This window comes from uncultured Pseudacidovorax sp. (assembly GCF_913773995.1).
Lineage (GTDB): Bacteria > Pseudomonadota > Gammaproteobacteria > Burkholderiales > Burkholderiaceae_C > Xenophilus.
In genome coordinates, this window is sequence record NZ_CAJYES010000035.1 from 1 (window position 1) to 24,090 (window position 24,090).

At 70.6% G+C, this 24,090-nt stretch carries 19 protein-coding genes and 1 tRNA gene; 3 read left to right on the top strand and 17 right to left on the bottom strand.

Translation table 11 applies throughout. The features are described from left to right. The 4 genes from QZ772_RS03475 to QZ772_RS03490 form a co-directional block, all read right to left on the bottom strand. On the bottom strand, positions 1-727 hold a 727-nt coding region (locus QZ772_RS03475; protein ID WP_295523056.1), incomplete at its 3' end, for an ABC transporter permease. Positions 728-773: 46 nt separating this feature from the next. Continuing rightward, positions 774-1,646, bottom strand: a complete 873-nt coding sequence (locus QZ772_RS03480; RefSeq protein WP_295523058.1) for an ABC transporter permease — start codon at positions 1,644-1,646, stop codon at positions 774-776. Between the two features lie 106 nt (positions 1,647-1,752). Next, positions 1,753-2,568 carry an ATP-binding cassette domain-containing protein gene (locus tag QZ772_RS03485; protein WP_295523060.1) on the bottom strand — a complete coding sequence of 272 codons (816 nt, stop codon included), beginning with the start codon at positions 2,566-2,568 and terminating at the stop codon, positions 1,753-1,755. 20 nt (positions 2,569-2,588) lie between these two features. Beyond that, a complete protein-coding gene (locus QZ772_RS03490) occupies positions 2,589-3,455 on the bottom strand; it encodes a putative selenate ABC transporter substrate-binding protein (protein WP_295523062.1) in 867 nt (288 codons plus the stop codon). A 118-nt stretch (positions 3,456-3,573) separates the two neighbouring features. On the opposite strand from QZ772_RS03490, the gene selD reads away from it, so the two are divergent. Next, positions 3,574-4,626 carry a selenide, water dikinase SelD gene (selD, locus tag QZ772_RS03495; protein ID WP_295523093.1) on the top strand — a complete coding sequence of 351 codons (1,053 nt, stop codon included), beginning with the start codon at positions 3,574-3,576 and terminating at the stop codon, positions 4,624-4,626. A 764-nt stretch (positions 4,627-5,390) separates the two neighbouring features. Here the strand turns inward: selD and QZ772_RS03500 are convergent. The 8 genes from QZ772_RS03500 to QZ772_RS03535 all read right to left on the bottom strand — a co-directional run bounded on the left by QZ772_RS03500 (position 5,391) and on the right by QZ772_RS03535 (position 15,255). Next, positions 5,391-5,483, bottom strand: a tRNA-Sec gene (locus QZ772_RS03500). A 135-nt stretch (positions 5,484-5,618) separates the two neighbouring features. Beyond that, entirely contained in the window at positions 5,619-7,529 is a 1,911-nt protein-coding gene (gene selB, locus QZ772_RS03505; RefSeq protein WP_295523064.1) for a selenocysteine-specific translation elongation factor, read from the bottom strand. Next, positions 7,526-8,974 (bottom strand): L-seryl-tRNA(Sec) selenium transferase, encoded by a 1,449-nt coding sequence (selA, locus tag QZ772_RS03510; protein WP_295523066.1) that lies wholly within the window; start codon positions 8,972-8,974, stop codon positions 7,526-7,528. Before selA ends, selB begins: the two co-directional genes overlap by 4 nt. Then, positions 8,974-10,026, bottom strand: a complete 1,053-nt coding sequence (gene fdhE, locus QZ772_RS03515; RefSeq protein ID WP_295523068.1) for a formate dehydrogenase accessory protein FdhE — start codon at positions 10,024-10,026, stop codon at positions 8,974-8,976. The genes selA and fdhE overlap by 1 nt, the downstream gene beginning before the upstream one ends. Positions 10,027-10,178: 152 nt before the next feature. Then, on the bottom strand, positions 10,179-10,802 hold the full coding sequence (locus tag QZ772_RS03520) for a formate dehydrogenase subunit gamma (RefSeq protein WP_295523070.1): 624 nt from the start codon (positions 10,800-10,802) through the stop codon (positions 10,179-10,181). Next, entirely contained in the window at positions 10,799-11,752 is a 954-nt protein-coding gene (gene fdxH, locus QZ772_RS03525; RefSeq protein WP_295523072.1) for a formate dehydrogenase subunit beta, read from the bottom strand. The genes QZ772_RS03520 and fdxH overlap by 4 nt, the downstream gene beginning before the upstream one ends. A 15-nt stretch (positions 11,753-11,767) precedes the next feature. Further along, the gene (gene fdnG, locus QZ772_RS03530; protein ID WP_295523074.1) at positions 11,768-14,842 is read right to left on the bottom strand and encodes a formate dehydrogenase-N subunit alpha; all 3,075 of its coding nucleotides are present in this window, start codon (positions 14,840-14,842) and stop codon (positions 11,768-11,770) included. Positions 14,843-14,943: 101 nt separating this feature from the next. Next, on the bottom strand, positions 14,944-15,255 hold the full coding sequence (locus QZ772_RS03535; RefSeq protein ID WP_295523076.1) for a hypothetical protein: 312 nt from the start codon (positions 15,253-15,255) through the stop codon (positions 14,944-14,946). Between the two features lie 191 nt (positions 15,256-15,446). On the opposite strand from QZ772_RS03535, the gene QZ772_RS03540 reads away from it, so the two are divergent. Both QZ772_RS03540 and QZ772_RS03545 read left to right on the top strand, forming a co-directional pair. After that, positions 15,447-17,966, top strand: coding sequence for an FtsX-like permease family protein (locus QZ772_RS03540; protein WP_295523078.1), 2,520 nt, complete (start codon positions 15,447-15,449; stop codon positions 17,964-17,966). A gap of 84 nt (positions 17,967-18,050) precedes the next feature. Then, on the top strand, positions 18,051-18,851 hold the full coding sequence (locus tag QZ772_RS03545) for an IclR family transcriptional regulator (RefSeq protein ID WP_295523081.1): 801 nt from the start codon (positions 18,051-18,053) through the stop codon (positions 18,849-18,851). Here QZ772_RS03545 and QZ772_RS03550 read toward each other — a convergent pair. From QZ772_RS03550 to QZ772_RS03570, 5 genes are all read right to left on the bottom strand, one after another. Further along, entirely contained in the window at positions 18,833-20,236 is a 1,404-nt protein-coding gene (locus tag QZ772_RS03550) for a hypothetical protein (protein WP_295523083.1), read from the bottom strand. The genes QZ772_RS03545 and QZ772_RS03550 overlap by 19 nt on opposite strands. Before the next feature lie 59 nt (positions 20,237-20,295). After that, entirely contained in the window at positions 20,296-21,363 is a 1,068-nt protein-coding gene (locus tag QZ772_RS03555; protein ID WP_295523085.1) for an ABC transporter ATP-binding protein, read from the bottom strand. Positions 21,364-21,365: 2 nt separating this feature from the next. Then, complete coding sequence (locus tag QZ772_RS03560) at positions 21,366-22,157, bottom strand: ABC transporter permease (RefSeq protein WP_295523087.1); 792 nt, start codon at positions 22,155-22,157, stop codon at positions 21,366-21,368. After that, a complete protein-coding gene (locus QZ772_RS03565; protein WP_295523089.1) occupies positions 22,154-23,071 on the bottom strand; it encodes an ABC transporter permease in 918 nt (305 codons plus the stop codon). The genes QZ772_RS03560 and QZ772_RS03565 overlap by 4 nt, the downstream gene beginning before the upstream one ends. A gap of 64 nt (positions 23,072-23,135) precedes the next feature. Then, a partial coding sequence (locus QZ772_RS03570) for an isochorismatase family protein (RefSeq protein ID WP_295523091.1) occupies positions 23,136-24,090 on the bottom strand: 955 nt, incomplete at its 5' end.

Genomic DNA, 24,090 nt, shown 5'->3' on the forward strand with positions numbered 1-24,090 from the left:
CCGTCATCGACTGCGCCTGCTGGAAGATCGACAGGTGGAAGTACAGCATCTGCCCCAGCCCGCCGCCGCCCACGAAACCGAGCACGGCGGCCATGCGGATGTTCATCTCCCAGCGGTAAAGGCTGTAGGCCAGCCACTGCGGCGCCACCAGCGGCAGGCTGGCATAGCCGAAGGCGGCGATGCGGCCGGCACCGGCCTCGCGCAGGGCGCGCTCGGGGGCGGAGGGCGCGTTTTCCAGGGCCTCGGCAAAGAGCCGGCCCAATACGCCGGTGGTGTGCAGCGCCAGCGCCAGCGCGCCTGCAAAGGGGCCGATGCCGGCGGCCAGCACCATCAGCGCGGCCCAGACCAGTTCGGGCACGCTGCGCAGCAGGTTGAGCACGAAGCGCGCGGCCTGCTGCGCCGGCCAGCCTGCGCGACCGGATGCGGGCAGCGCCAGCACCGCCCCGGCGATCACGGCCAGCACCGTGCCCAGGGCCGACACGGCCAGCGTCTGCAGCGCGCCGTGGGCGGTGCGCGCCAGGAAGTCGGACGACAGGTCGGGCGGGAAGAACTCGGCCACGAAGCGGCCCATGTGGCCCATCGACTCGGCCGAGACCAGCGCCGACAGGTCCAGCCCCAACCAGGCGAAGCTGGCGACGATGGCGGCCAGCACGGCAGCGACCACGCCGCGGCAGCGCCAGCAGGGCGCGGGGCGCGGGGGCAGGGCTGGGGTGAGGCCGGTGCTCATCGGGCTTCCTCCGCAGGGCGGTTGCGGGTGGTGTGACGGGCCGCCTTCATGCCAGCAACCTCCGCAGCCCATTCGACAGCGCATCCGCCAGCAGCACCAGCACCAGAAAGACGAGCAGGATGCTGCAGGCCTCGCCGCCGTTGAGCATCTTCATCGACTGGTCCATCAGCTGGCCCAGGCCGCCGGCGCCGACGAAACCCATGACCACCGAGGCGCGCACCGCGCATTCCCAGCGGTAGACGGTGTACGAGGCCAGCTCCTGCGCCGCATTGGGCAACAGTCCGTAGGCCAGGGCGGCGATGCGGCTGCTGCCCGATTCGAGCAGCGCCTGGGCCGGCCGGTTGTCCACCGACTCCAGGATCTCGGCATACACCTTGCCCAGCATGCCGCCATAGGTGACGGCCAGGGCCAGCACGCCGGCCGCCGGGCCCAGGCCCATCGCACGCACGAAGAGCAGCGCCCACACGATCTCGGGAATGGCGCGCAGGCCCATCAATAGCAGTCGTGCCGTGCGGCGCACGATGCCGCCGCGCAGCCGGCCCGGACCGGGGCCGAGGCGCGACACCGACAGCGCCCGCGTGGCAGCGAAGGCCAGCGGCACCGCGATCACGAAGGCCAGCGTGGTGCCGGCCGTGGCCATGGCCAGCGTCTCCAGCGTGGCGCGGCCGAGCAGGGCCAGGAAGTCGGGGGCCAGCGAGGGCGGCCAGAAGGCGGCGAGGAAGCCGCCGATCACGGCCAGGTTGCCGCTGGTCAGCAACTGCCAGGGCTGGAATTCGGAGAGCTGCAGCACCGGCCAGGCGATGGCGAGGGCCGCCAGTGCGCCGACCAGGCGGCGGCGTGCAGCCGGGTCGCGCAGCGGTGGTGCGGCAACGAGGGGCGCCGAGGCCGGCGTGGCGGCAGTGATCGTGCGGCTCGTCATCGGCAGCCTGACACAGACAGGGCAGGCCCTGACGTCATCGGCAGGCCGGCGGCAGAAAAACGGAGGTCGGCGTCATTGCAAAGTGAGCGCCATGCGGCTCTTGTCCTCATCGGCAGCCCGAGGGAACGAATGCTGTGGCCGGCGGCATCACCGATGCAGTCTCGTCGGCGGCAGGCAGTCCGCCTTCCGCGGCATACAGCGCGGCCAGGCGCTCCGGCGTGACCTCGGCCGCCGGCAGGTCGAACAGCACGCGCCCGGCCTGCAGGCCGACCACGCGCGGGAACCAGCGCAGCGCCAGGTCCACCGCATGCAGCGAGGCGCACAGCGTCGCGCCGGTGGCCTCGCTCTGGGCGGCCAGCGCGCGCAGCGTGGTGTCGGCCAGCGTGGGATCGAGGGCGGAGACGGGCTCGTCGGCCAGCAGGAGGTTGGGCCGCTGGTAGAGCACGCGCGCCACCGCCACGCGCTGGAACTGCCCGCCAGACAGCCGGTCGCAGCGCTCGAAGAGCCGGTCCTCGATGCCCACCTGTGCCAGCGCGGCATGCGCGCCCGGCAGGTCGCCGGGCCGCAGCAGCGAGCCCAGCGCCCGCAGCGTGGACCACTGCCCCAGCCGGCCTGACAGCACGGCCGTCACGGCCCGCAGCCGCGGCGCGATGGGCGGCTGCTGGTGCACGGTGCCGATGCGCGCTCGCAGACTGCGCAGGCGGCGCGCGTCGACCTGCCAGGGCGCCTCATCCAGGAGCCGGACCTGACCTTCGCTCGGCCGCAGCGCCGCACCCAGGATGCGCAGCAGCGTGGTCTTGCCCGCGCCCGAGGGGCCGATGAAGGCGATGCGCTCGCCCGGCCGCGCGGCCAGCGTCACGCCTTCGAGCGCCCGCTGTCCGTTGGGATGGACCAGGCCCACGCCTTCCAGTGCAAAGCTCACGCTGCGCCTTTCAGGGGGACTTACTTGATCAGCCCGGCCGACTTGCCGGCGGCCTCGATGCCGTCGTAGTTGGACGATTGCGTGGGTACGAACTTGCTGGCGCGCTGCAGCTGCATGATTTCCTTGTGCTCGGGCTTGGCCGGGTCGAGCTGCAGGAAGGCGTCGGTCAGCTTCTTGGTCAGCGCCGGATCCAGGCCGGGGCGCACGGTCCAGTTGTAGTCGAAGTAGGGCGGCGTGGTGGCCAGCACGCGCACCTTGACGGCGTTGGGGTTCTTGGCCTCGACCAGCTTGTCCCACACCGAGGCGTTGAGCACGCCGGCTTCGGCCCGGCCTGCGGCCACGAAGGCCACGGTGGCGTCGTGCGCGCCGGAATAGGCGACGGTCTTGAAGTCCTTCTCGGGGTTGATGCCGTCCTTGAGCAGGAAGAAGCGCGGCATCAGGCTGCCCGAAGTCGAAGAGGGTGCGCCAAAGGCGAAGGTCTTGCCCTTGAGGTCGGCGAGGGTCTTGGCGCTGCTGTCGGCCGGCACGATGAACTTGCTGGTGAAGGCCTCGTCCTCGGCGCGCTGGACGATGGGCTTGGCACCGCCGTTGGTGCGGATCTTGGCCTGCACGTAGGTGAAGCCGCCCAGCCACGCCAGGTCGATCTTGTTGGTGGCCAGGCCCTCGACCACGGCCGCGTAGTCGGTGACGGGCGTGAACTGCACGTTCATGCCGGTCTGCTGCTTGAGGTACTCGCCCAGCGGGGCGAACTTGCGCTGCAGCTCGGTGGGCGCTTCGTCGGGAATGGCGGACACGCGGAGCGTCCCGGTCTGGGCATGGGCCGGGAGCGTGGCGAAGGCGGCGGTGGCGAGCAGGGCGGCCAGGGTGGCGCGGCGAGAGAAGGTCATGGTGTTGGCTTCGTTGAAAAGACAGGATGGCAAGGGCAGGAATGGGGGCGCTTCGATAATCCGGCGCTTGTCCCTACACCGCCCTCAGGAGAACACTGCGATGCAGCAGCAGCGACCGATGAACCCGCTGGCGCCGATGCGCCTGACCAGCTTCTCGCACGGCGGCGGCTGCGGCTGCAAGATCGCACCGGGCGTGCTCAGCGAGATCCTGCGCAGCAGCGGTGCCGGCCTGATTCCGCCGGAGCTGATGGTGGGCATCGAGACGGCCGACGATGCGGCCGTGTATCGCCTGAATGACGAGCAGGCGCTGGTGGCGACCACCGATTTTTTCATGCCGATCGTGGACGACCCCTACGAGTTCGGCCGCATCGCCGCGACCAATGCGATCAGCGACGTGTACGCGATGGGCGGCCGGCCGATCCTGGCGCTGGCGCTGGTGGCCATGCCGGTCAACCAGCTGCCGGTCGCGGTGATCGGCGACATCGTGCGCGGCGGGCAGGACGTGTGCCGCGCGGCGGGCATCCCGATCGCGGGTGGCCACACCATCGATTCGGTGGAGCCGATCTATGGGCTGGTGGCGCTGGGGCTGGTGCACCCCGACCGCGTGCGGCGTAATGCCGATGCGCGGCCCGGCGATGTGCTGGTGCTGGGCAAGCCGCTGGGCGTGGGCGTGCTGTCGGCGGCGCTCAAGAAGGAGAAGCTGCCCGAGTCGGGCTACCGACAGCTGATCGCCAACACGACGAAGCTCAACACGCCGGGGCCGAAGCTGGCGGCATTGGACGGCGTGCATGCGATCACCGACGTGACGGGCTTCGGCCTGGCCGGGCATGGGCTGGAGCTGGCGCGCGGTGCGGGGCTGCGGGTGGTGATCGAGTGGCCGCGCGTGCCGCTGCTGGAGGGCGTGGCGGCGATGGCGGCCGATGGCTTCGTGACCGGGGCGTCGGGGCGCAACTGGGCGGGTTATGGGGCCTCGGTGTCCTTGGCTGCCGGGCAGCCTGATGTGACACAGGCGCTGGTGACCGATCCGCAGACGGCGGGCGGGCTGCTGGTGAGCTGCGCGCCGGAGGCGGTCGATGCGGTGCTGGGCGTTTTCCGCGAGGAGGGCTTCGAGTCGGCGGCTGTGATCGGTCGTTGCGAGGCGGGTCCCGCGGGGTTGGTGGTCGAAGGCTGAGACGGTGCTTGGTCCTTTACGGACCGCGGGGAGCGCGCTCGCTGGTGTCCCAGCGTGAGCTTTTCGTTTTGAAGCGTTTGCTGTCTTGCCTGGGTGCTGGGCGAGAACTGCGTCCGTGTCTTGAGCTGTTGCGATGGCGCGTTCGACAAGGTCCGCCTGGTGCGGGGCACCCGCGGGCGTCGCCCACAGGCTGCGCCGCTCGCTGAACGCTCGCGGAACCTGCGGTGCTCGCCGGATGAGCGCGCGGCATAACTCGCTGCGCTGCCGGAGGCAGCTCCGCTCAGACAAATGCCGCGAGCCAGAAGGAATGGCCCGCTGAGACCGCGGGCCTCGCTCATCCGGCTGCGCGCCTCGGCGCATCCTGAGGGCGCTACCCGCGGGCACCCCGCACCAGGCTCCGGGGTGTGCGTGGGACGGGCTCCCCTTCGGGATTGCCCGCTGGGCGCTGCCTGGGGGCGGCGCGTTGGTGTTGCTCCTCTCCCCTCTGGGGAGAGGCTGGGTGAGGGGCCAGCGGCGCTGGATGCACCGCATGGTTCTTACCGCCCAGGCCCTCACCCCAACCCTCTCCCAGAGGGAGAGGGAGCAAGAGCGCGCCGTCCTCGACGCTTGAACTTGCCGCAAACCTGTTTCCGCTACGCCTTTCGGGGAACAGCCGCCGTCGCGAGCGGGTCGAGGTTGCGCCGAGAAGCGCAGCCGTACACGAGTACGGCGAGCATCGCAGGTGCAAGATCGGCCCGCGCAGCAGGCGGATGCCCCCGAAAGGGCGGAGGGGAGAGGGAGTCGAACCCTCCCAGCGACGCGTGGCGCCACCCACCGGGTTTGAAGCCCGGCCGCCCCACCAGGGACGTTTCCCCTCCGGATGGGCGACCGCTGCGCGGTGCCCACGGAATGCTGTTCTGCGCGATCCTGCCGTGGCTCTGGTGCCTTCGCGGCCGACCCGGCAATCGTTGTCGCCGGTCCCGCCGCCTTTGCAACCGGCAACGTCTCACCCCTCATGCGCCCCGTCCCCCGAACATCGCCGTGTCCGGCCGCAGCAGATGCGTGTCCTTGACGCGCCGCGTGTAGCCCACGCGGTCGAAGAACTCCAGGATCTGGATCGCACGCTTGCGGCCGAGGCCGGTGGCGTCGCGGAAGCTGGCGGCCTGCAGGCCGTCCGGGCTGTCGATGCAGTCGCGGGCCAAGGCGGCCAGTCGCTCGACGGTGGGCAGCGGATAGTACAGGTCTTTGACCACCTGGAAGGCCGCGCCACGCCGGGCGAGGCTGGCGAGGGTCTGGCGCACCATGGCCTCGCTCGCGGAAAGGTCCTTGGCCAGATCGCGCACCCAGGGCGGGTCGAAGCCGCCATCCGCCAGCTTCGGCAGCAGTTGCTGCGCGAGCTTTTCTTCGGCGGCGTTGAGGCGGGCCGCATGGTCGGGCAGGTGCAGCCAGTGGGCGCTGCGCATCAGTCGGCCATCGGCCACCAGCGATTCGACCAGCGCGCGCCACAGCCCATCGTCGGTGCGCGGGCCCGCCAGTCGGCGCAGGCGGCGCGCATCTGGGCCGATCTCCGCCGGCTGGGCCTCGTGGAAGGCGCGCAGGCGTTCGACGACCTGCGCCTGCAAGGCTTCGAGGTGGTGGCGGGCGATCAGCATGCCGTCGATGCGCAGCGCATCGGCGGGCAAGGGCGCCAGTGCGTCGGGGCCGGGCAGGGCAAGGGCGCGGGCCAAGCGCGCGGCGTCCAGACCCAGGGGCGCGGCCTGGAGCAGGCCGTCGAGCAGGGCGGCACGGTCGGGCAGGGCCCAGGCCGCCAGTTCGGCCAGGCGCTGGGGCGTGCGGCGGTAGCGCACAGGGGCGAAGGGGTCGAGCACATGCACGCCGGCCACGGTGCGCGTGGCGCTGGCATCGCGCAGCACGCCGCGGTCGCCGTGCCAGGCGGCGACGGGCTCGCGCAGTACGAGCTGGGCCAGGGCGGTGTCGCCGGGCAGCAAGCTTTCGCGGTCGAGCAGGGCAATGGAGGCCATCACGTCGCTGGCGCCCAGGTGCACATGCACCGGCACGCCCGATCGCAACGCTTGCGCTTCGCCGGGCCACAGCGTGAGCTGCACGTCGAGGCGCGTCGTGGCGAGAGCGATGGCCGGGTCGCACAGCCAGTCGCCGCGGCGCACGTCCTCCTTCGCCAGGCCGGCCAGGGCCAGGGCGCAGCGCTGGCCGGCGCGGGCCTCTTCGGCCGGAAGGTTCTGCGCATGGATGCCGCGCAGCCGGGCGCTGCGTTCGCCGGGCACCAGCCGCAGTTCGTCGCCGATGCGCGCGGTGCCGGCATGCACGCTGCCCGTGGCCACGGTGCCGACGCCCGCCAGCGTGAAGGCGCGGTCGGCGGCCAGGCGGAAGGCGAGCGTGGCGTCGTGCGCACGCGCATCGCCTGCGGCCTGAAGCAGGTGCTGGCGAAGCGCTTGGACGCCTTCGCCGGTCTGGGCCGATACGGGGAACAGCGGCGCATCGGCCAGCGGCGTGCCCGCCAGCAGCGCACCGATCTCGGTGCGCAGCTGGGCGATGCGGGCCTCGCGCCCGGCGGGGTCGATGCGGTCGATCTTGGTCAGCGCCACGCTGCCGCGGTCCAGGCCGAGCAGCGCGACCACGGCCAGGTGCTCGCGGGTCTGCGGCATCACGCCGTCGTCGGCGGCCACCACCAGCAGCGCATGGTCGATGCCGGTGGCGCCGGCCAGCATGGTGTGCAGCAGGCGCTCGTGGCCGGGCACGTCGACGAAGCCCAGGGAGACGTCGCCGGCCTGCAGGTAGGCATAGCCGAGCTCGATGGAGATGCCGCGGCGCTTTTCCTCGGGCAGACGGTCGGTGTCGACGCCGGTCAAGGCACGCACCAGCGTGGTCTTGCCGTGGTCGATGTGGCCCGCGGTGCCGATGATCATGCGAGGCGCTCGCGCAGGTGCGGCAGCTGGCCGAGCAGGTCGGCGGCGTCTTCCAGGCAGCGCAGGTCCAGCAGCAGGCGGTCGTCGGCGATGCGACCGATCACCGGCAGCGGCAGCTGACGCAGGGCCTGGGCGAGCTGGTCGAGCGCGCGGCCGGTGCCTTTCTTGGCCACGCCGGCCGGCGCCAGTGCCAGCCCGGCCGAGGGCAGACGCTCCACCGGCAGCGAGCCGCTGCCGATCTGGCCCTGCAGCGCAACGGGCTCGACCGTGAAGCGCGGTGCCACGGCCTCGGCCAGCGGGCCGTGCACGGCGCGGGCGGTGGCCTGGATGGCCTCGAGCGGGCGTGTGAGCAGCCGCAGCGTGGGCAAATCCTGCGCCAGCCGCTCGGGCCGCAGGTAGAGCATCAGCGTGCCTTCCAGCGCGGCCAGCGGCAGCTTGCTCATGCGCAGGGCGCGCTTCATCGGGAACTTGCGGATGCGGCCGACGGCCTCCTTGCTGCCGACGATCAGGCCGGCCTGCGGGCCGCCCAGCAGCTTGTCGCCGGAGAAGGTGACCACGTCGCAGCCGGCGGCCAGCTTCTCCTGCGGCAGCGGCTCGCGCGGCAGGCCGTAGGCGGCCAGGTCCACTAGCGAGCCGCTGCCCAGGTCGGTGGCCACGGGCAGGCCGCGCGCATGGGCGATGCCGGCCAGCACCGATTCGTCGACCGACGCAGTGAAGCCCTGCACCGCGTAGTTGCTGGTGTGCACCTTCAGGAGCAGCGCGGTGCGTTCGGTGATGGCCTGCTCGTAGTCGCGCGGATGGGTGCGGTTGGTGGTACCCACCTCCACCATGTGCGCGCCGGCCGAGGCCATGACGTCAGGCATGCGGAAGGCGCCGCCGATCTCCACCAGCTCGCCGCGCGAGACGATGACCTCGCGGTCGCGGGCCAGTGCGCCCAGCGTCAGCAGCACGGCGGCGGCGTTGTTGTTGACCACCGTGGCGGCCTCGGCGCCGGTGAGCGTGGTCAGCAGCTCTTCCACCACCGTGTCGCGGTCGCCGCGGCCGCCGGTGGCCAGGTCGTACTCGAGATTGTTGGGGCCGGCCATCAGTCGCAGCAGATGGGCCAGGGCCTCGTCGGCCAGCAGCGCGCGACCGAGGTTGGTGTGGATGACGGTGCCGGTGAGGTTGAGCACCCGCTGCATGCGCGGCGCCAGCCGGGCCTGCACGCGTTGGAGCAGTGCGGCCTGCAGTGCTGCAGGCTGCACGTCGGTGATGGGCAACTGGCCGGCGATGGCACGCGGGCGCAGGGCATCGAGCAGGGCGCGCGCCTCGCCGGCCACCAGCGTGTGGCCGTGGGCGGCGATCAGGGATTGCGTGTCCGGCGCACGCAGCAGCCGGTCAACGGCGGGCAGATCCTGGGGACTTGCCTTGGAGCCGTGGACCACGGACTCGTCGGGCATGGCCATCAGCCGCCCCCGCCGTCGTGGGGTGTGGTACCCGCCGCCTCGGGCTCGGGATCGCCGAAGAGCAGCATCAGATTGTGGCCGATGCGCGCATGGCCGGCTTCCGAGACCAGCAGGTCCAGCGGCAGGCTGGCCAGGTCGTCGGCCGTGGGCTCCACCTCGGGGTCGCGGTCCATGGCCACGAGCTTGAGGTAGTGGCCGCATTCGTCGCAGCATTCGGCGCGCACCGCGCCGGGCCTGAGGCCGACCGGCCGCTCGGGCGCGGCCTCGCCCTCGGGTTCCAGCGACTGGTAGTGGATGCCTTTGGTGCTCTCGCAGTTCGCGCACTTGATGCGCACGTAATGCCACTGGGTGCTGCACAGCGCGCAATGCAGATAGCGCACGCCGGCATCGTCGGCGCCGATGCGGATCACGCCGGCGGTGGGCGCGCTGCCGCAGCAGGGGCAGCGGGTCAGCGGCTCGGTCACGCCGAAGGCACGCAAGGTGCCGTGCGCATCGGCCGTGGCGATGGCCATGTGCGTGAAGTAGACCTGCAGGCCGGCCGCCACCAGCGGCGCGGTGCCCAGGTCCAGGCCGAACATGATGCCCTGCGTGATCAGGCCGGCCTGGCGCTCCAGCCAGTCGCTGTCGGCATCGAGCACGCGCTGCACGGTCTCGCGCGCGGGGCCTTCAGGCAGGCGCTCGCGCAGCGGCGCCAGCACCTGCCGCAGCACGGCGCGCCAGGCCGGATCGCGCGGCCACAGGTCGGCCGGCAGCGGGGGCCTGAGTGCCTGCGAGGCCGACTCGATGGCCGCCAGGTCGGGCAGCTTCACGTCGGGATGGTGCTGCAGCGCCTCGTGCTGGGCCTGCGCGATGTCGGCCACGAAGAGCATGTAGTCGCGCATCGGATGGCCGGCCGCCAACTGGCGAAGGCGCAGGCCGCGGTCGGAGAACACGGTGGCGCGCTGCGGCAACCGCAGGAAGGGCACCCGCTGGCCGGCCTGCATCGCGATCTGCTCGGGTTCGAGCACCCGCGTGCTGGCGAAGAAGGCGGCGGGGTTGCTGGGTTCGGTCATCGGGGGCAGATGCTAGGGCAAAGGGGTGACAGGGCACAGGTCAGGGATATCCCGGCCGGCGCCACAAGCACGAACCCCACGGTCCGCATGCGGCACCGTGGGGCGGTGGGAGGCGCGCGCCACAGCGGCGCGCAGGAACGCGGCTGGCCGGCTCAATCGCGCCCGGTTATCTCGCGGTGCCACACCGGATGGTTGAGCCGTGCCCAGCCTTCGGTGACGGTGCCGCGCGTCATCGCCCGCATGGTGCCCTTGACCCAGATGGCGGCGTACACATGCATGATCACCGCCAGCACCAGGAACACGGCCGAGGCCGCATGCAGCACCACCGCGATGCGCCGCAGCGTGATCGGGAAGTAGTGCACGAACCACGGGCTCCAGAACAGGAACCCCGTCGCCAGCAGCACCAGCAGCGACAGCGCCATCACCCAGAACACCAGCTTCTGGCCGGCGTTGTACTTGCCCACCGGCGGCATGTGCTCCTTGTGGCCGGCCAGCATCTGACCGGAGCGCTTCATCCACTCGACGTCGTTGCGGTCGATCAGGTTCTCGCGCCAGAGGCCGAAGAACATGAAGACGAAGCCCAACACCATCAGGAGGCCCATGAACGGGTGCAGGATGCGCGTCCACTGCCCGCCGCCGAAGAGGTTGGTCAGCGGAAACAGCGCCGGGTGGAAGAAGGCCAGGCCCGAGAGGGCGGCGCAGAAGAACATGACGACGATGAACCAGTGGTTCATCCGCGTGCCGTCCTTGTAGCGGCGCAGGTAGACACGGCTCATGGCTGGGCTCCTTCACGGCGGTCTGCGACGGTTTTCTCGATGACGACGACCTCGTGGTCATCGGGCACGCCATCGGCATCCTTGTCTTCCTTGGCCTCAACCGGCCCCACCTTCATGTAGTGGAAGAAGCCGCCGATCACCGCGCCGGCCATGGCCAGCAGGCCCAGCGGCTTGGCGATGCCCTTCCAGAGCGAGACCAGCGGGCTGATCGTCGGGTCCTTGGGCAGGCCGTGGTAGAGCTCGGGCCGGTCGGCATGCTGCAGCACATACATGACGTGCGTGCCGCCCACGCCCTGCGGGTCGTAGACGCCGGCATTGGCATAGCCGCGCTCCTTGAGGTCGACGAGGCGCTCGGCGGCGTACTCGTGCATGTCCTCCTTGGTGCCGAACTGGATGGCGCCGGTGGGGCAGACCTTGGCGCAGGCCGGCTCCAGGCCCACGCCCACGCGGTCGGAGCACAGCGAGCACTTGTAGGCCCGGTTGTCCGCCTTGTTGATGCGCGGCACATTGAAGGGGCAGCCCGTGACGCAGTTGCCGCATCCCACGCAATGCTCGCTGATGAAATCGACGATGCCGTTGGTGTACTTGACGATGGCGCCGGGTGCCGGGCAGGCCTTGAGGCAGCCCGGGTCCTCGCAGTGCATGCAGCCGTCCTTGCGGATCAGCCACTCGAGCTTGCCCTCTTCGGGCTCGACTTCCGAGAAGCGCATCACCGTCCAGGAAGACGGCGTGAGGTCCATCGGGTTGTCGTAGGTGCCGTGGTTGGTGCCGACCTCGTCGCGCAGGTCGTTCCACTGCATGCAGGCCACCTGGCAGGCCTTGCAGCCGATGCAGGCGGACACGTCGATCAGCTTGGCCACCGGCTGCACCTGCGGCTGGTGGCGCACCACGGGCGGCTGCACCGTGGTGGCCGAGCGCTTGGCGATGTCCAGGGATTGGAGTGATGACATGGGTGCGCTCCTTCCCTAGGCTTTTTCGATGTTGACGGTGAAGGACTTGTATTCGGGCGTCTGCGTGTTCGCATCCCCCACGAACGGCGTCAGCGTGTTCACCAGATAACCCGGCTTGGCCACGCCCACGAATCCCCAGTGGTTCGGCAGGCCGACGGTGTGCACCGTCTTGCCGTCCACCTGCAGCACCGAGATGCGCTTGGAGACCACCGCGACGGCCTTGATGAAGCCGCGCTTGCTCGACACCTTGACCCAGTCGCCATTGGCGATGCCCTTTTCCTTCGCCAGCACATCGCTGATCTCCACGAACTGCTGCGGCTGGATGATGGCCGAGGTCTGCACGTTCTTCGTCCAGTAGTGGAAGTGCTCCGTCAAGCGGTAGCTGGTCGCCACGTACGGGAAGTCCTTGGGCACGCCCAGGCGCTCAAGGTCGCCCTTGAAGATGCGTGCCGCCGGGTTGGCCCGCGCCACCTTGTTGTTGGGGTGCAGCGGGTTGTTCTCCAGTGGCGATTCGAAGGGCTCGTAGTGCTCGGGCAGCGGCCCTTCGGCCATGCCGGTGGGCGCGTACAGGCGCGCCACGCCTTCGGCGGTCATGATGAAGGGGCGCACCGCGTCCGGGTCGGCCGGGTTGGCGTCGGGGCGGATGTCCGGCACGTCCGGGCCCGTCCACTTGGCGCCGTCCCAGAAGACAAGCGGGCGCCTGGCGATCCAGGGCTTGCCGGTCTTGGGGTCGGTGGAGGCGGCGTTGTAGAGGATGCGCCGGTTGGCCGGCCAGGCCCAGGCCCAGTCCTGCACCATGCCGATGCCGTAGGGGTCGGCATTGCCGCGGCGCGCCATCTGGTTGCCGGCCTGCGTCCAGGCGCCGGCATAGATCCAGCAGCCGCTGGCCGTGGAGCCGTCGTCGCGCAGCAGGCCGAAACCGGCCAGCTGCTCGCCGGCCTTGGCCAGCACCTTGGTCGGGTCCTTGGGGTCCGTCAGGTCCGACAGGGCCTTGCCGTTGTATTCCATCGCCAGCTCCTCGGGAGCGGGCGAATGCGGAATCTTGTAGGTCCAGGCCAGGTTGAGGATCGGATCCGGGAAGGCGCCGCCTTCCTTGGCATAAGCCGCGCGCAAGCGTGTGAACAGCTGACCCACGATCTCCGTGTCTGCCAGCGCCTCGCCCGGGGGCTCGGCGCCCTTCCAGTGCCACTGCAGCCAGCGGCTGGAGTTGGTGACCGAGCCGTTCTCCTCCGCGAAGCAGGTGGAGGGCAGGCGGAACACCGTGGTCTGGATCTGCTTGGGATCGACGTCGTTGTGCTCGCCGAAGTTGCGCCAGAACTCGCTGGTCTCGGTCATCAGCGGATCGATGGTGACCAGGAACTTGAGCTTGGACAGGCTGCGCACGATCTTGTGCTTGTCCGGGAACGAGCCGACCGGGTTGAAGCCCTGGCAGATGTAGCCGTTGAGCTTGCCCTGGTCCATCAGCTCGAAGGCCTGGAGCACGTCGTAGAGCTTGTCGATCTTGGGCAGGTAGTGGAAGGCCCAGTCGTTCTCGGCCGTGGCCGCCTTGCCGAACCAGGCCTTCTGCATGCTGACGAAGAACTTGGGGTAGTTCTGCCAGTAGCTCATCTGGTTGGGCCGCAGCGGCTTGAGGGCGCGGGGCCTGTAGTAGTCGTCCAGCGTCTGTTCGGTGTCGCGCGCCAGCGAGAGGTAGCCGGGCAGCGAGTTCGACAGCAGGCCCAGGTCCGTCAGGCCCTGGATGTTGCTGTGGCCGCGCAGTGCGTTCATGCCGCCGCCGGGTGCGCCGATGTTGCCCAGCAGCAGCTGGACGATGGCGCCGGTGCGGATGATCTGCGAGCCCTGGCTGTGCTGCGTCCAGCCCAGCGCATACATGATGGTCATGGTGCGACCTGGCACGCTGGTGCTGGCGATGTACTCGCAGACCTTCAGGAACTTGTCCTGGGGCGTACCCGTGATGCGGCTGACCATCTCGGGCGTGTAGCGCGAATAGTGGCGCTTCATGACCTGCAGCACGCAGTTCGGGTCCTGCATGGTCATGTCGACCTTGGCATTGCCCTGCTCGTCGAGCGCGTAGCCCCAGCTCTTGTTGTCGTAACTGCGCTTCTCGGCGTTGTAGCCGCTGAACAGACCGTCCTCGAACTTGTAGTCCGGGCCCACGATGAAGGGGGCGTTGGTGTAGTTGCGGACGTACTCGGTCTGGATCTTGTCCTGGCTCAGTAGGTAGTGGATGACGCCGCCCAGGAAGGCGATGTCGGAGCCGGCGCGGATGGGCGCGTAATAGTCCGCCACGGCGGCCGAGCGCGTGAAGCGCGGGTCCACCACGACGAGGCGTGCCTTGTTATGCTTCTTGGCCTCGATGACCCACTTGAAGCCGCACGGATGCGCTTCTGCGGCATTGCCGCCCATGATCAGGACCAGGTCAGCGTTCTGGATGTCCTGCCAATGGTTGGTCATCGCACCGCGGCCGAACGTCGGGGCCAGACTGGCCACCGTCGGTCCGTGTCAAACGCGGGCCTGGTTGTCGAAGACGAGCATTCCGAGCGAGCGGAATGCCTTGTGCGTGAGATAGCCGGTTTCGTTGGAGGAAGCCGAGGCGCAGAGCATCCCGGTCGAGATCCAGCGGTTGACCACCTGCCCTGCGGCATTGGTGGCCTGGAAGTTGGCGTCGCGGTCGGCCTTGAGCAGCTTGGCGATGCGGCTGAAGGCTTCGTCCCAGCTCACGCGCTTCCATTCGGTGCTGCCGGGCTCACGCACCTCGGGGTACTTCAGCCGGTTGGGGCTGTGCACGAAGTCGAGCAGACCGGCACCCTTGGGGCACAGCGTGCCGCGGTTGACGGGATGGTCCGGGTCGCCCTCGATGTGAAGGATGGATGCCTTCACGTTCTTGGCCTTGTCGCCCAGGCTGTACATCAGAAGGCCACAGCCCACGGAGCAGTAGGTGCAGGTCTGGCGCGTCTCGGTGGTGCGGGCCAGCTTGAACTGGCGCGTCTCGGCCAGTGCGGCGGTGGGCGAGAAGCCCAGCGCCACCAGGCTGGAGCCGACTAGGCCGGCACCGCTGACGCGGAAGAAATGGCGGCGGTTCATGTCCATGACCGAACCTCCTGCAATGACACGTGTTTCGTGGGATTCATCGTGGGTCGCGCTTGATGCGTCTTTCGTGGGGATTCCTGGGGCCGCCGCCGGGGTGCTCGTCAGTTCTTGGGCGCCGCACCGTCGCCGCTGGACGGTGCCGGTGTGGGGCCGTCGACGGTGTGGCCGCCGGCCGCCTGGCCAGCCGCCACCCCGCCGATGGCCGAGCTGCCTTCGGCCGGGCCCTTGTGGGCGCCGGAGTCTACGCCCGCGTGGGAGGGCGCGGGGTTGATGCCCTGGGGTGTCCCACTGGCGCCGGAGGTTGATGTGGAGGTGGGCGTCTCGGCCTTGGGCTTGGGGTCGCAGCCGGCCAGAAGGCCGCCGGCGGCGGCCAGGGTGGCGATGGCAAGGGCGGATCGGGCGAGGGCGTTCATGGGCTTCCTTGGACGTCGTATCGGTTGGGCCGCCATGGTTGCAGCGCCCGCCGCATGGCAGCGTCGGAGGACGCCGCGTCCGCCGGACCATCATGGCCGCCGGCCGCCCGGATGCGCATGCGGGAAATCCCTTCGGGATTGCCCCGCATTCCCGCGCGGCCGGAAACCCTGGGCTATCGTGCGCCACTCCTATGAAAGACGCTTTCTTCCTCGGCTGGCGCACGCTGCGCCGCGACCTGCGTGCGGGCGAGCTGCGCCTGCTGATCGTGGCCGTGCTGCTGGCCGTGGCCGCGCTGACGGCGGTGGGCTTCTTCGCCGACCGGCTCAAGGGCGGGCTGGCGCGCGATGCCCGCCAGCTGCTGGGCGGCGACGCGGTGCTGGTCACGGACAACCCGCCGCCCCAGGCGCAGGTGGACGCGGCGCACGGGCAGGGCCTGCAGTCGGCCATGACCTACGACTTTCCCACCATGGCCCGGGCGACGGACGAGCGTGGCGGCGCGAGCCGGCTGGTGGCGCTCAAGGCCGTGGCGGCCGGCTATCCGCTGCGCGGCAGCCTGCGCATTGCCGATGCACCCGGCGCCGCGGATGTCGCCACCCGCGACGTGCCCAGCCCGGGCGATGTGTGGGTCGATGCCAGCTTGCTCGAAGCCCTGGACCTGAAGGTGGGCGACACCCTGCTGCTGGGCGACGCCTCGCTCGTGATCCGCCGCGTACTGGTGATCGAGCCCGACCGCGGTGCCGGCTTCCTCAACTTCGCGCCGCGGGTCATGATGAACCAGGCCGACGTGGCCCGCACCGCCCTCGTTCAGCCGGCCAGCCGCGTCCGCTACCGGCTGGCGGTGGCAGGCGAGGCGCCGGCGGTCAAGCGCTTTTCGGACCAGGTGCAGCAGCGCCTGGATGCCGGCGAGCTGCGCGGTGCCCGGCTGGAGTCACTGGACAGTGGCCGACCCGAGATGCGCCAGACGCTGGACCGGGCCGAGAAATTCCTGAACCTCGTGGCGCTGCTGGCCGCGCTGCTGTCGGCCGTGGCCGTGGCGCTGGCGGCGCGCGGCTTTGCGGCCCGGCACCTGGACGGCGCCGCCATGCTGCGGGTGCTGGGCCAGCGCCAGCGCACCATCGCCGGGGCCTACGCGGTCGAGTTCGGCGTCATCGGCCTGGGCGCCAGCCTGGCGGGCGTGGCCATCGGCTATGCGGTGCACCATGTGTTCGTGCGCCTGCTGGCGGGGCTGGTCGACGGCGACCTGCCTGCCGCCACGGCGTGGCCCGCGCTGTTCGGCGTGGGCATGGGTCTCACGCTGCTCTTCGCCTTCGGGCTGCCGCCGGTGCTGCAGCTGGCCCAGGTGCCGCCGCTGCGGGTCATCCGCCGCGAGCTGGGTGCGCTGCGGCCGGCGTCGGCGGCGGTGCTCGGCCTGGGTGTGGCCGGCTTCGCGGCCCTGCTGCTGGCCGCCAGCAGCGACCTCAAGCTGGGCCTGATCGCGGTCGGTGGCTTCGCCGGTGCGGTGGCGGTGTTCGCGGTGCTGGCCTGGTTGGCCGTGCTGATGCTGCGTCGCGTGGTGCGCGAGGGCAGTTCGCCCCGCTGGCTCGTGCTGGCCACGCGTCAGGTATCGGCGCGGCCGGTTTATGCGGTGCTGCAGGTCAGCAGCCTGGCCGTGGGCCTGCTGGCGCTGATGCTGCTGGTGCTGCTGCGCACCGACCTGGTGGACAGCTGGCGCAAGGCCACGCCGCCCGATGCGCCCAATCGCTTCGTCATCAACGTCATGCCCGATCAGGCGCAGGCCTTCCAGGACGCGCTGCGCCAGGGCGGGGTGGCGCAGTACGACTGGTACCCGATGTTCCGGGGCCGGCTGGTGGCCATCAACGACAAGCCGGTCACGCCCGACGACTACAGCGAGGACCGCGCCAAGCGCCTGGTCGACCGCGAGTTCAACCTCAGCAATGCCGCCGACCGACCTGGCCACAACAGCATCGTGCAGGGTGCGTGGACCTCGGGTGAGGCCGATGCCGTGAGCGTGGAAGAGGGCCTGATGGAGACGCTGGGCCTCAAGCTCGGCGACCGGCTGCGCTTCGACATCGGCGGCGTGACCAGCGAGGGCCGCATCACCTCGACGCGCAAGGTGGACTGGGGCTCGCTGCATGCGAACTTCTTCGTGATGTACCCGCTGGCGGCGATGCCCGCGGAGGTGCCCGTGACCTACTTGGCGGCCTTCCGGGCCCCAGAGCAACGGGGCTTCGACAACGCCCTGGTCCGCCAGTTTCCCAACGTGACCAACGTCGACATGAGCAGCACCATCGCCCAGGTGCAGCGCGTGCTGGACCAGGTGATCCGGGCGGTGGAGTTCCTGTTCGGCTTCACGCTCGCGGCTGGGCTGGTGGTGCTGTTCGCGGCCGTGAGCGCCACGCGCGAGGAGCGCGCGCGCGAGTTCGCCGTCATGCGTGCGCTGGGCGCCCGGGCCGCGCTGCTGCGCCAGGTGCAGCGCGCGGAACTGGCCGGCACCGGCCTGCTCGCCGGCCTGCTGGCCAGCATCGTGGCCTCGGCCATCGCCTGGGCGCTGGCGCGCTGGGTGTTCGACTTCCGCTGGACGGCCTCGCCGCTGGTGCCGCTGTTCGGCGCCATCGTGGGCGCGCTGCTGGCGCTGGGCGCCGGCTGGTGGAGCCTGCGTGAAGTGCTCCGTCGGCCTGTGGCGGCGACGCTGCGACAGGCTGCCGAGTGAGGGGCGGCTGCTGGCACGCCGGGTGCTAAAGTCCCTGCGCCGTTGGCCGGGGTGCACTCGCGATGGCCCATCCGCTTGCCCATCGTGACTGCTTCCTCTCCCCCGTCCGAATCCTCTTCCGAAGATTCCAAGCAGGTGCGCGCCGCGCGGCGCGCCCTCGACATCATCGAGCTGGTGGCCGAGGCACGGCTGCTCAAGCATTCCGACATCGCCGCACGGCTGGGCATTCCCAAGAGCACGACCACGCTCATCCTCGACACGCTGGTGCGCTCCGGCTACCTGCGCCGCGACGCCTTCAGCCGGGCCTATTCGCTGGGTTCCCGCATCCTCGGGATTGCCGGGCGTTATCTCTCCGAAGCCGACATCGTGCAGATCAGCCAGCCGGTGCTCAGCCGACTGGTGCTGGATGTCGATGAAAGCTGCTTCCTGGTGCAGGCGGAAGGCGACGAGGTGCTGGTGATGTGGCGCGAGGTCTGCCGGCGGCGCCTGACCTACACGTTCGCCCTGGGCGAGCGCGCCTCGATCACCGACACGGCCGGCGGCCTGGCCATGCTGGCGATGCGCGGCATGGCGCAATGGGCGCCCACGCTGACGCGCTGCGGCGTGCCCGCGGGGGCCGAGGCCGACGCGCTACTCACACACCTGCGCGAGGTGGCCGATGGCGCCATCGCGTTCCGCGCGCCGGGCCGCATTCCGGAGGTCGCCTCGCTGGCGCTGCCCATCGTCAATGCCATGGGCGTGCCGCTGGCGGCGGTATCGGTGGCGGTCCCGGCGCATCGGCTCGATGCACCGCTGCGGCAGCGTGTGGAAGCCGCGCTGCGCAGTGCGCAGGAAGACATCGCAGGCCAGGCCCGCGCGCTCGGCCCTCAGCAGCCCAGCGCGTAGAGGCCGGCGAGCACGGCGCCGGCGACCAAGCCGCTGCGCAGCACGAAGCTGCGGTTCCAGCCCAGCGCGATCTCGCGCGGCGGCACGCCGGTCATGGCGCCCGCCAGCAGCAGCGTGGCGCTGACCGGCGACACCGTGATGGCCAACGACCAGCCCAGCGTGAGCGCCAGCGCATGCGTCAACGGCGCCGCCAGCGCCGATGCGGTCCCCGCGAACACCTGCGCCCAGATCAGCACCGCGATGGTGGGCGCCACAGAGAGCGAGGCCACCAGCGGAATCGACACCAGGCAGAGCAGCGGCAGCAGCCAGCCGGGCAGGCTTGCGCCTCCGGCGCCCAGGCCCGCGGCATGCGCGACGGCCAGCACCCCCTGGCCGATGAAGATGGCGGACGAGAAGATGAAGATCTCGCTGCGGGTTTCGGTGAGGACCTCGAAGAAGTGCGACAGCGCTGCACGCGCGCCGGCACGGCCTTTCTGTCCGGCCGTGCGTGGGGCGCGGGATTGCGCCAGCGCCCACGCGAGACTGAGCGCCGGAATGGTCAGCGTGGCACAGGCCATGAAGCTCCAGCCTGTCGCGCTGTGCAGCGACAGCGTGGCCAGGAAGAGCAGCACGCTCATGCCCAGGATGAGCCAGAGGGCGCGCCGGTCCGAAGGCGAGGCGGGCACTGGCGCGGCGTCCGGGCCGGCGGGGTCGGCGGCGGTGCGGCGCTCGCTCCAGGTCTCCACGCCCAGCAGGAGTGCAGCCACCAGCATCCCGGCGCCGACGAAGGGCAGCACACCCAGCATGGGGAAAGCCGCACTCACGATGGCGAAGCTGATCGCCATGGGCGACCAGGTGGTCGTCATGGCCAGTCCGCGGATCACGGCGGCCAGCATGCCGCGGGCGACCGTGCTGGAGCGCACATGCAGGCCTGCGCGCTCCAGCAGCTCACCCATCATGGGCACCACGCCGAAGCTGAACATCAGGCTCAGCCAGTGGCTGCCGAACAGCACGGTGCCGTGCCGCGCGGCAGGGCTCGCGGACAGCAGCGAAGCGGCCGCGCGGCCCATCAGCGGCGAGCGGCGCATGGGCAGGCGCAGCGTCGCCAGCGCGGCCAGCAGCGCGGCGAACTGGGTGCTCTGCGTCACCGCGCCTTCCAGGACGGGGGCCGGTGCGGATGCCAGCAGCCACACCAGCAGTGCGCCGGGCACGGCCAGGCCGGCGAACAGCCGCGCCTGCCGGCTTACCCGCGGCCAGGCCGCCGCAATGAACACCGCCAGACCCAGCGCGGCGGCCACCTGCCAGGCAGCGCCGCCCAGCACGATCCGCAGGACGGTGCAGGCCGCAGTGATGGCCAGGCCGGCCTGGGCCAGGCGCTCGTGTGCCTTGGCGGGGCGCGCGAGCACGGTTGAACCTCCGGCTTCGCCTGCGACGCGAGAGCGCTCCGGAATGGCTGCGCCGCCGCTCACGCCGCTTCGAGGATGTTCACCGCCAGCGGCTGCCAATGCGCCCACACCTCGGTGCCGACGGAAAGCGGGGCTTGGCCGGCACTCTCCTGCCGCACCAGCAGTTGCTGGCCATCGGGCAGCTGCACGGTGTAGTCCGAGGCATGACCGTGGTAGATCGCCTGGGTCAGCCGGCCGCGCACGCGGGCGGAGTCGTCCTGCGCCTGTGCGGCCAGCCGGATGCGCTCGGGCCGCACGGCGATCTCCACCTCGCTGCCCGCGGGCAGCGCGCTGGCCGGCGCCTCGAAGCGCTGGCCGAAGGCACTGAGCACGCTGCCCTGCGGGCCAGCTTGCTCCAGCCGCGCGCGCACGAAATTGTCCAGGCCCATGAACTCCGCGACGAAGCGGTTGCGCGGCCGTTCGTACAGCTCGGCCGGCGGGCCGACCTGCTCGATGCGGCCGCGGTTCATCACGGCCACGCTGTCGCTGAGCATCAGCGCCTCTTCCTGGTCATGGGTGACGAAGAGAGCCGTGATGCCCAGCTCGCGCGTGATGCCATAGAGCTCGGTCTGCATGGCCTCTCGCAGCTTGCGGTCGAGCGCGCCGAAGGGCTCGTCGAGGATCAGGATGCTGGGCTCCACCACCAGCGCGCGGGCGATGGCCACGCGCTGCTGCTGACCGCCCGACAGCTGCTGCGGAAAGCGCTCGGCGAAATCCTCCAGCCGCACCTGGGCCAGGGCACGCCGCACGCGGCGCTGCTGTTCGGCGCCGGAGACCTTGCGCATGCGCAGACCGAAAGCCACGTTCTCGTTCACCGACATGTGCGGGAACAGCGCGTGGCTCTGGAACACCATGCCGATGTTGCGCTTCTGCACCTCCAGCCGCGTCACGTCGCGGTCGTCGATCAGGATGCGGCCGGCGTCGGGTGGAGAGAGCCCCGCCACGATGCGCAGCGTCGAGCTCTTGCCGCAGCCGCTCGGGCCGAGCAGCGTGAGGAACTGCCCGCTGGGGATGTCCAGCGAGATGTCGTCGAGCACCAGCTGGCTGCCGTGGCTCTTGCGCAGGCGTTCGGCGCGGACATAAGCCATGCTCAGCTCCCCAGGATCTTCTTGAGGCCGAACACGCGCTCGACCGCCAGGGCGATGGCCAGCGTGGCCAGGATCAGCATGGCGGAGATCGCCGCGATGGACGGGTCGAAGTTGTATTGCATGTAGGACATGATGGCGATGGGCAGCGTGGTGTGCTGGGCGCTGCCGAGGAAGAGCGAGACCGAGACGTCGTCGAAGGAGAGGATGAAGCTCAGGATGGCGCCGGCCGCGATGGCGCCGCGCAGCTGCGGCAGCAGGATGTGGCGCAGCACCTGCGAGCGCGAGGCGCCGAACACCATGCCGGCTTCCTCCAGCGTGGGGTCCATCCGCGTCAGCGCGGCCAGCACGGTGCGCAGCGTGTAGGGCAGCACGATCAGCGCATGGCCCAGCAGCAGGCGCAGCGGCGCGTTGCCTATGCCCAGGCCCGCCATCGCCACCAGCACCGCGATGCCGATCACGATGCCCGGCACGATCAGCGGCGACAGGAACAGCGACTCGACCAGCGTGCGCCCCGGCCAGCGCCCGCGTGCGATGGCGAAGGCCGCCGCCACGCCGAGGGGCAGGGCGACCAACGTGGCCGCCGCGGCCAGCCATAGGCTGGTCACCAGGCCACCCATGAAGTTGTCCGAGGCCAGGGCCTCGCCGTACCAGCGCAGCGAGAGATCGGTGGGTGGAAAGCTGGGCACCGGCCCGCCGTTGAACGACACCACCACCACCATCGCCAGCGGCGCCAGCAGGAAGACGTAGAGCAGCACGGTCAGCACGCGCATGCCCAGGGAAAGAAGGCGGTTCATCGGGCAAGGCTCCATTGGCGTGTGTACCAGCGGCTCCAGCCCACCACGGCCAGCAGCAGGGCCAGCGTGGCGGCCAGCAGCACGGCCACCATGGTGGCGCCGAAATGCCAGTTCATCGTGACCGAGAACTGCTGGTAGATGAAGGTGGTCATCAGCCCCGAGCGGCTGCCGCCCATGAGCGCGGGCGTGACGTACGAGGACATCGACAGGCTGAACACGATGATCGTGCCGCTGGCCAGGCCCGGCGCCGACAGGGGAAGGATCACATGCCGGAAGACATGCCAGCGCGAGGCGCCCAGCGTGGCCGCGGCCTCCGTGAGCGAGGGGTCGATGCGGTCCAGCGCACCCAGCAGCGACAGCACCATGAAGGGCAGGAACACATGCACCAGCCCGATGAGCACGGCGGGCTGGGTGTACATGATGCGCAGCGGTTCGTCCGTGAGGCCGAGCGCCATGAGCGTGGTGTTGAGCGCGCCCTTGTCGCCCAGCAGCACGACCCAGCCGTAGGTGCGCGCGACGATGCTCACCAGCAGCGGCGCCAGGATCATCACCAGCAGCATCCCGCGCACCGAAGGACGCGCGCGCCACACCGACAGGCCCAGCACCATGCCGAACACCGCGGTGAACAGCGTGGTCAGCGCCGACAGCCACAGCGTGCGGCCGACGATGCCCAGGTAGAAGTCGCTGCGCATCAGCCGGGCGTAGTTGGCGAGCGTCAGCTCGCCCACCGGCGCGATGACGCCGGGCTCCGCGGGGTTCAGGCTCATCCATAGCACCTGGCCCAGGGGCAGGAAGAGGCCGAGCACCAGCAGGGCCAGGCCCGGCAGCACCAGCAGGCCCACCGGCGGCGCGCGCCGCGCGGGTGCGACCACGGTCAGCGAGTCCGGCGCCAGGATGGCGGCATGCGCGCTCATGGGCTGGCCCCTTGGCCGCTGTCCGCGAGGCCGGCGCCTTCCGCAGCGGGTGGGCGACTGCTCATCAACATGGCGCGGCCTCCGCCGGCGCAGCGTGGCTCTGCAGCGCCTGCGCGATGCGGACCACGGGCTCGACCCGCGCGAAGTAGGTGCGCATCTGCTCGAGCGAGGCCTCGTGCAGCGCCACCACCGAATTCTTCACGCCCACGGCGTCCTCGGCGACCACCACATGGAAGTCGAGCATCGAGGCATCACGCACCGTCGATTCGACGCAGCAGTTGGTGGTCACGCCGGCAACGATCAACGTGCGGATGCCTCGGGCGCGCAGCATCACTTCGAGCGGCGTATCGACGAAGGCGCTGAAGCGGTGCTTGGTGATCTGCAGTTCGCCGGCCCGCGGTGCGATGGCTTCGAGGGGCGCACGGCCCCAACTGCCCGGCAGGCAGACCTCCACCTCGCCGGGCGCGAACTGGTGCGCGTCGTCCACCTCGGCGGCCGACAGGCTCCAGACGGCGCCCTCGCGCGTCAGCGCACTCGGAAAGCGGTAGGGCGAGCCGACGTGGCGCACATGCTGGCCGTACTCGGCATGCACATGCACGACGGTGCAGCCGGCGGTGCGAGCGGCTTCCAGCAGGGCCGGCATCTGCGCCACGGCGGCCTGCACCAGCGGCATGGCCTCGCGCCGGCCGGTGGCGCCGTCGGCGCTGACGAAGTCGTTCTGGACGTCGATCAGCAGCAGGGCCGTGTGGGCAGGCGCCACGCGCTGTTCCAGCGTGCGCAGCCAGCGCGAATGCTTGACCTGGGGCTGCCAGCTGCGCGGGGCATCCGATCCCGCGGGCCATTGCCGAGCGATGGCCCGCATCGCCGCAGCATCCACAGCCGCGTGCGCCTGCAGGCCGCGCGCGCGGGCATCGCGCAGCAGACTGGCCACGGCCAGATCCATCTGCAGGCCGGCCACGACGAGTTGCTCGATGGCGTTGGCGCGCAGGAGCAGGTTGAGCGTGCTGGCGCCGAAGGCG

Excerpts from the sequence above, each read along its gene's own strand:
- selA (WP_295523066.1), bottom strand. The coding sequence starts at position 8,974 with ATGGCCATGCCCGACGAGTCCGTGGTCCACGGCTCCAAGGCAAGTCCC.
- QZ772_RS03555 (WP_295523085.1), bottom strand. The coding sequence starts at position 21,363 with ATGGCTTATGTCCGCGCCGAACGCCTGCGCAAGAGCCACGGCAGCCAG.
- QZ772_RS03540 (WP_295523078.1), top strand. The coding sequence starts at position 15,447 with ATGAAAGACGCTTTCTTCCTCGGCTGGCGCACGCTGCGCCGCGACCTG.
- QZ772_RS03490 (WP_295523062.1), bottom strand. The coding sequence starts at position 3,455 with ATGACCTTCTCTCGCCGCGCCACCCTGGCCGCCCTGCTCGCCACCGCC.
- QZ772_RS03480 (WP_295523058.1), bottom strand. The coding sequence starts at position 1,646 with ATGACGAGCCGCACGATCACTGCCGCCACGCCGGCCTCGGCGCCCCTC.
- QZ772_RS03535 (WP_295523076.1), bottom strand. The coding sequence starts at position 15,255 with ATGAACGCCCTCGCCCGATCCGCCCTTGCCATCGCCACCCTGGCCGCC.
- selD (WP_295523093.1), top strand. The coding sequence starts at position 3,574 with ATGAACCCGCTGGCGCCGATGCGCCTGACCAGCTTCTCGCACGGCGGC.
- QZ772_RS03560 (WP_295523087.1), bottom strand. The coding sequence starts at position 22,157 with ATGAACCGCCTTCTTTCCCTGGGCATGCGCGTGCTGACCGTGCTGCTC.
- QZ772_RS03565 (WP_295523089.1), bottom strand. The coding sequence starts at position 23,071 with ATGAGCGCGCATGCCGCCATCCTGGCGCCGGACTCGCTGACCGTGGTC.
- QZ772_RS03520 (WP_295523070.1), bottom strand. The coding sequence starts at position 10,802 with ATGAGCCGTGTCTACCTGCGCCGCTACAAGGACGGCACGCGGATGAAC.
- fdxH (WP_295523072.1), bottom strand. The coding sequence starts at position 11,752 with ATGTCATCACTCCAATCCCTGGACATCGCCAAGCGCTCGGCCACCACG.
- fdhE (WP_295523068.1), bottom strand. The coding sequence starts at position 10,026 with ATGACCGAACCCAGCAACCCCGCCGCCTTCTTCGCCAGCACGCGGGTG.
- selB (WP_295523064.1), bottom strand. The coding sequence starts at position 7,529 with ATGATCATCGGCACCGCGGGCCACATCGACCACGGCAAGACCACGCTG.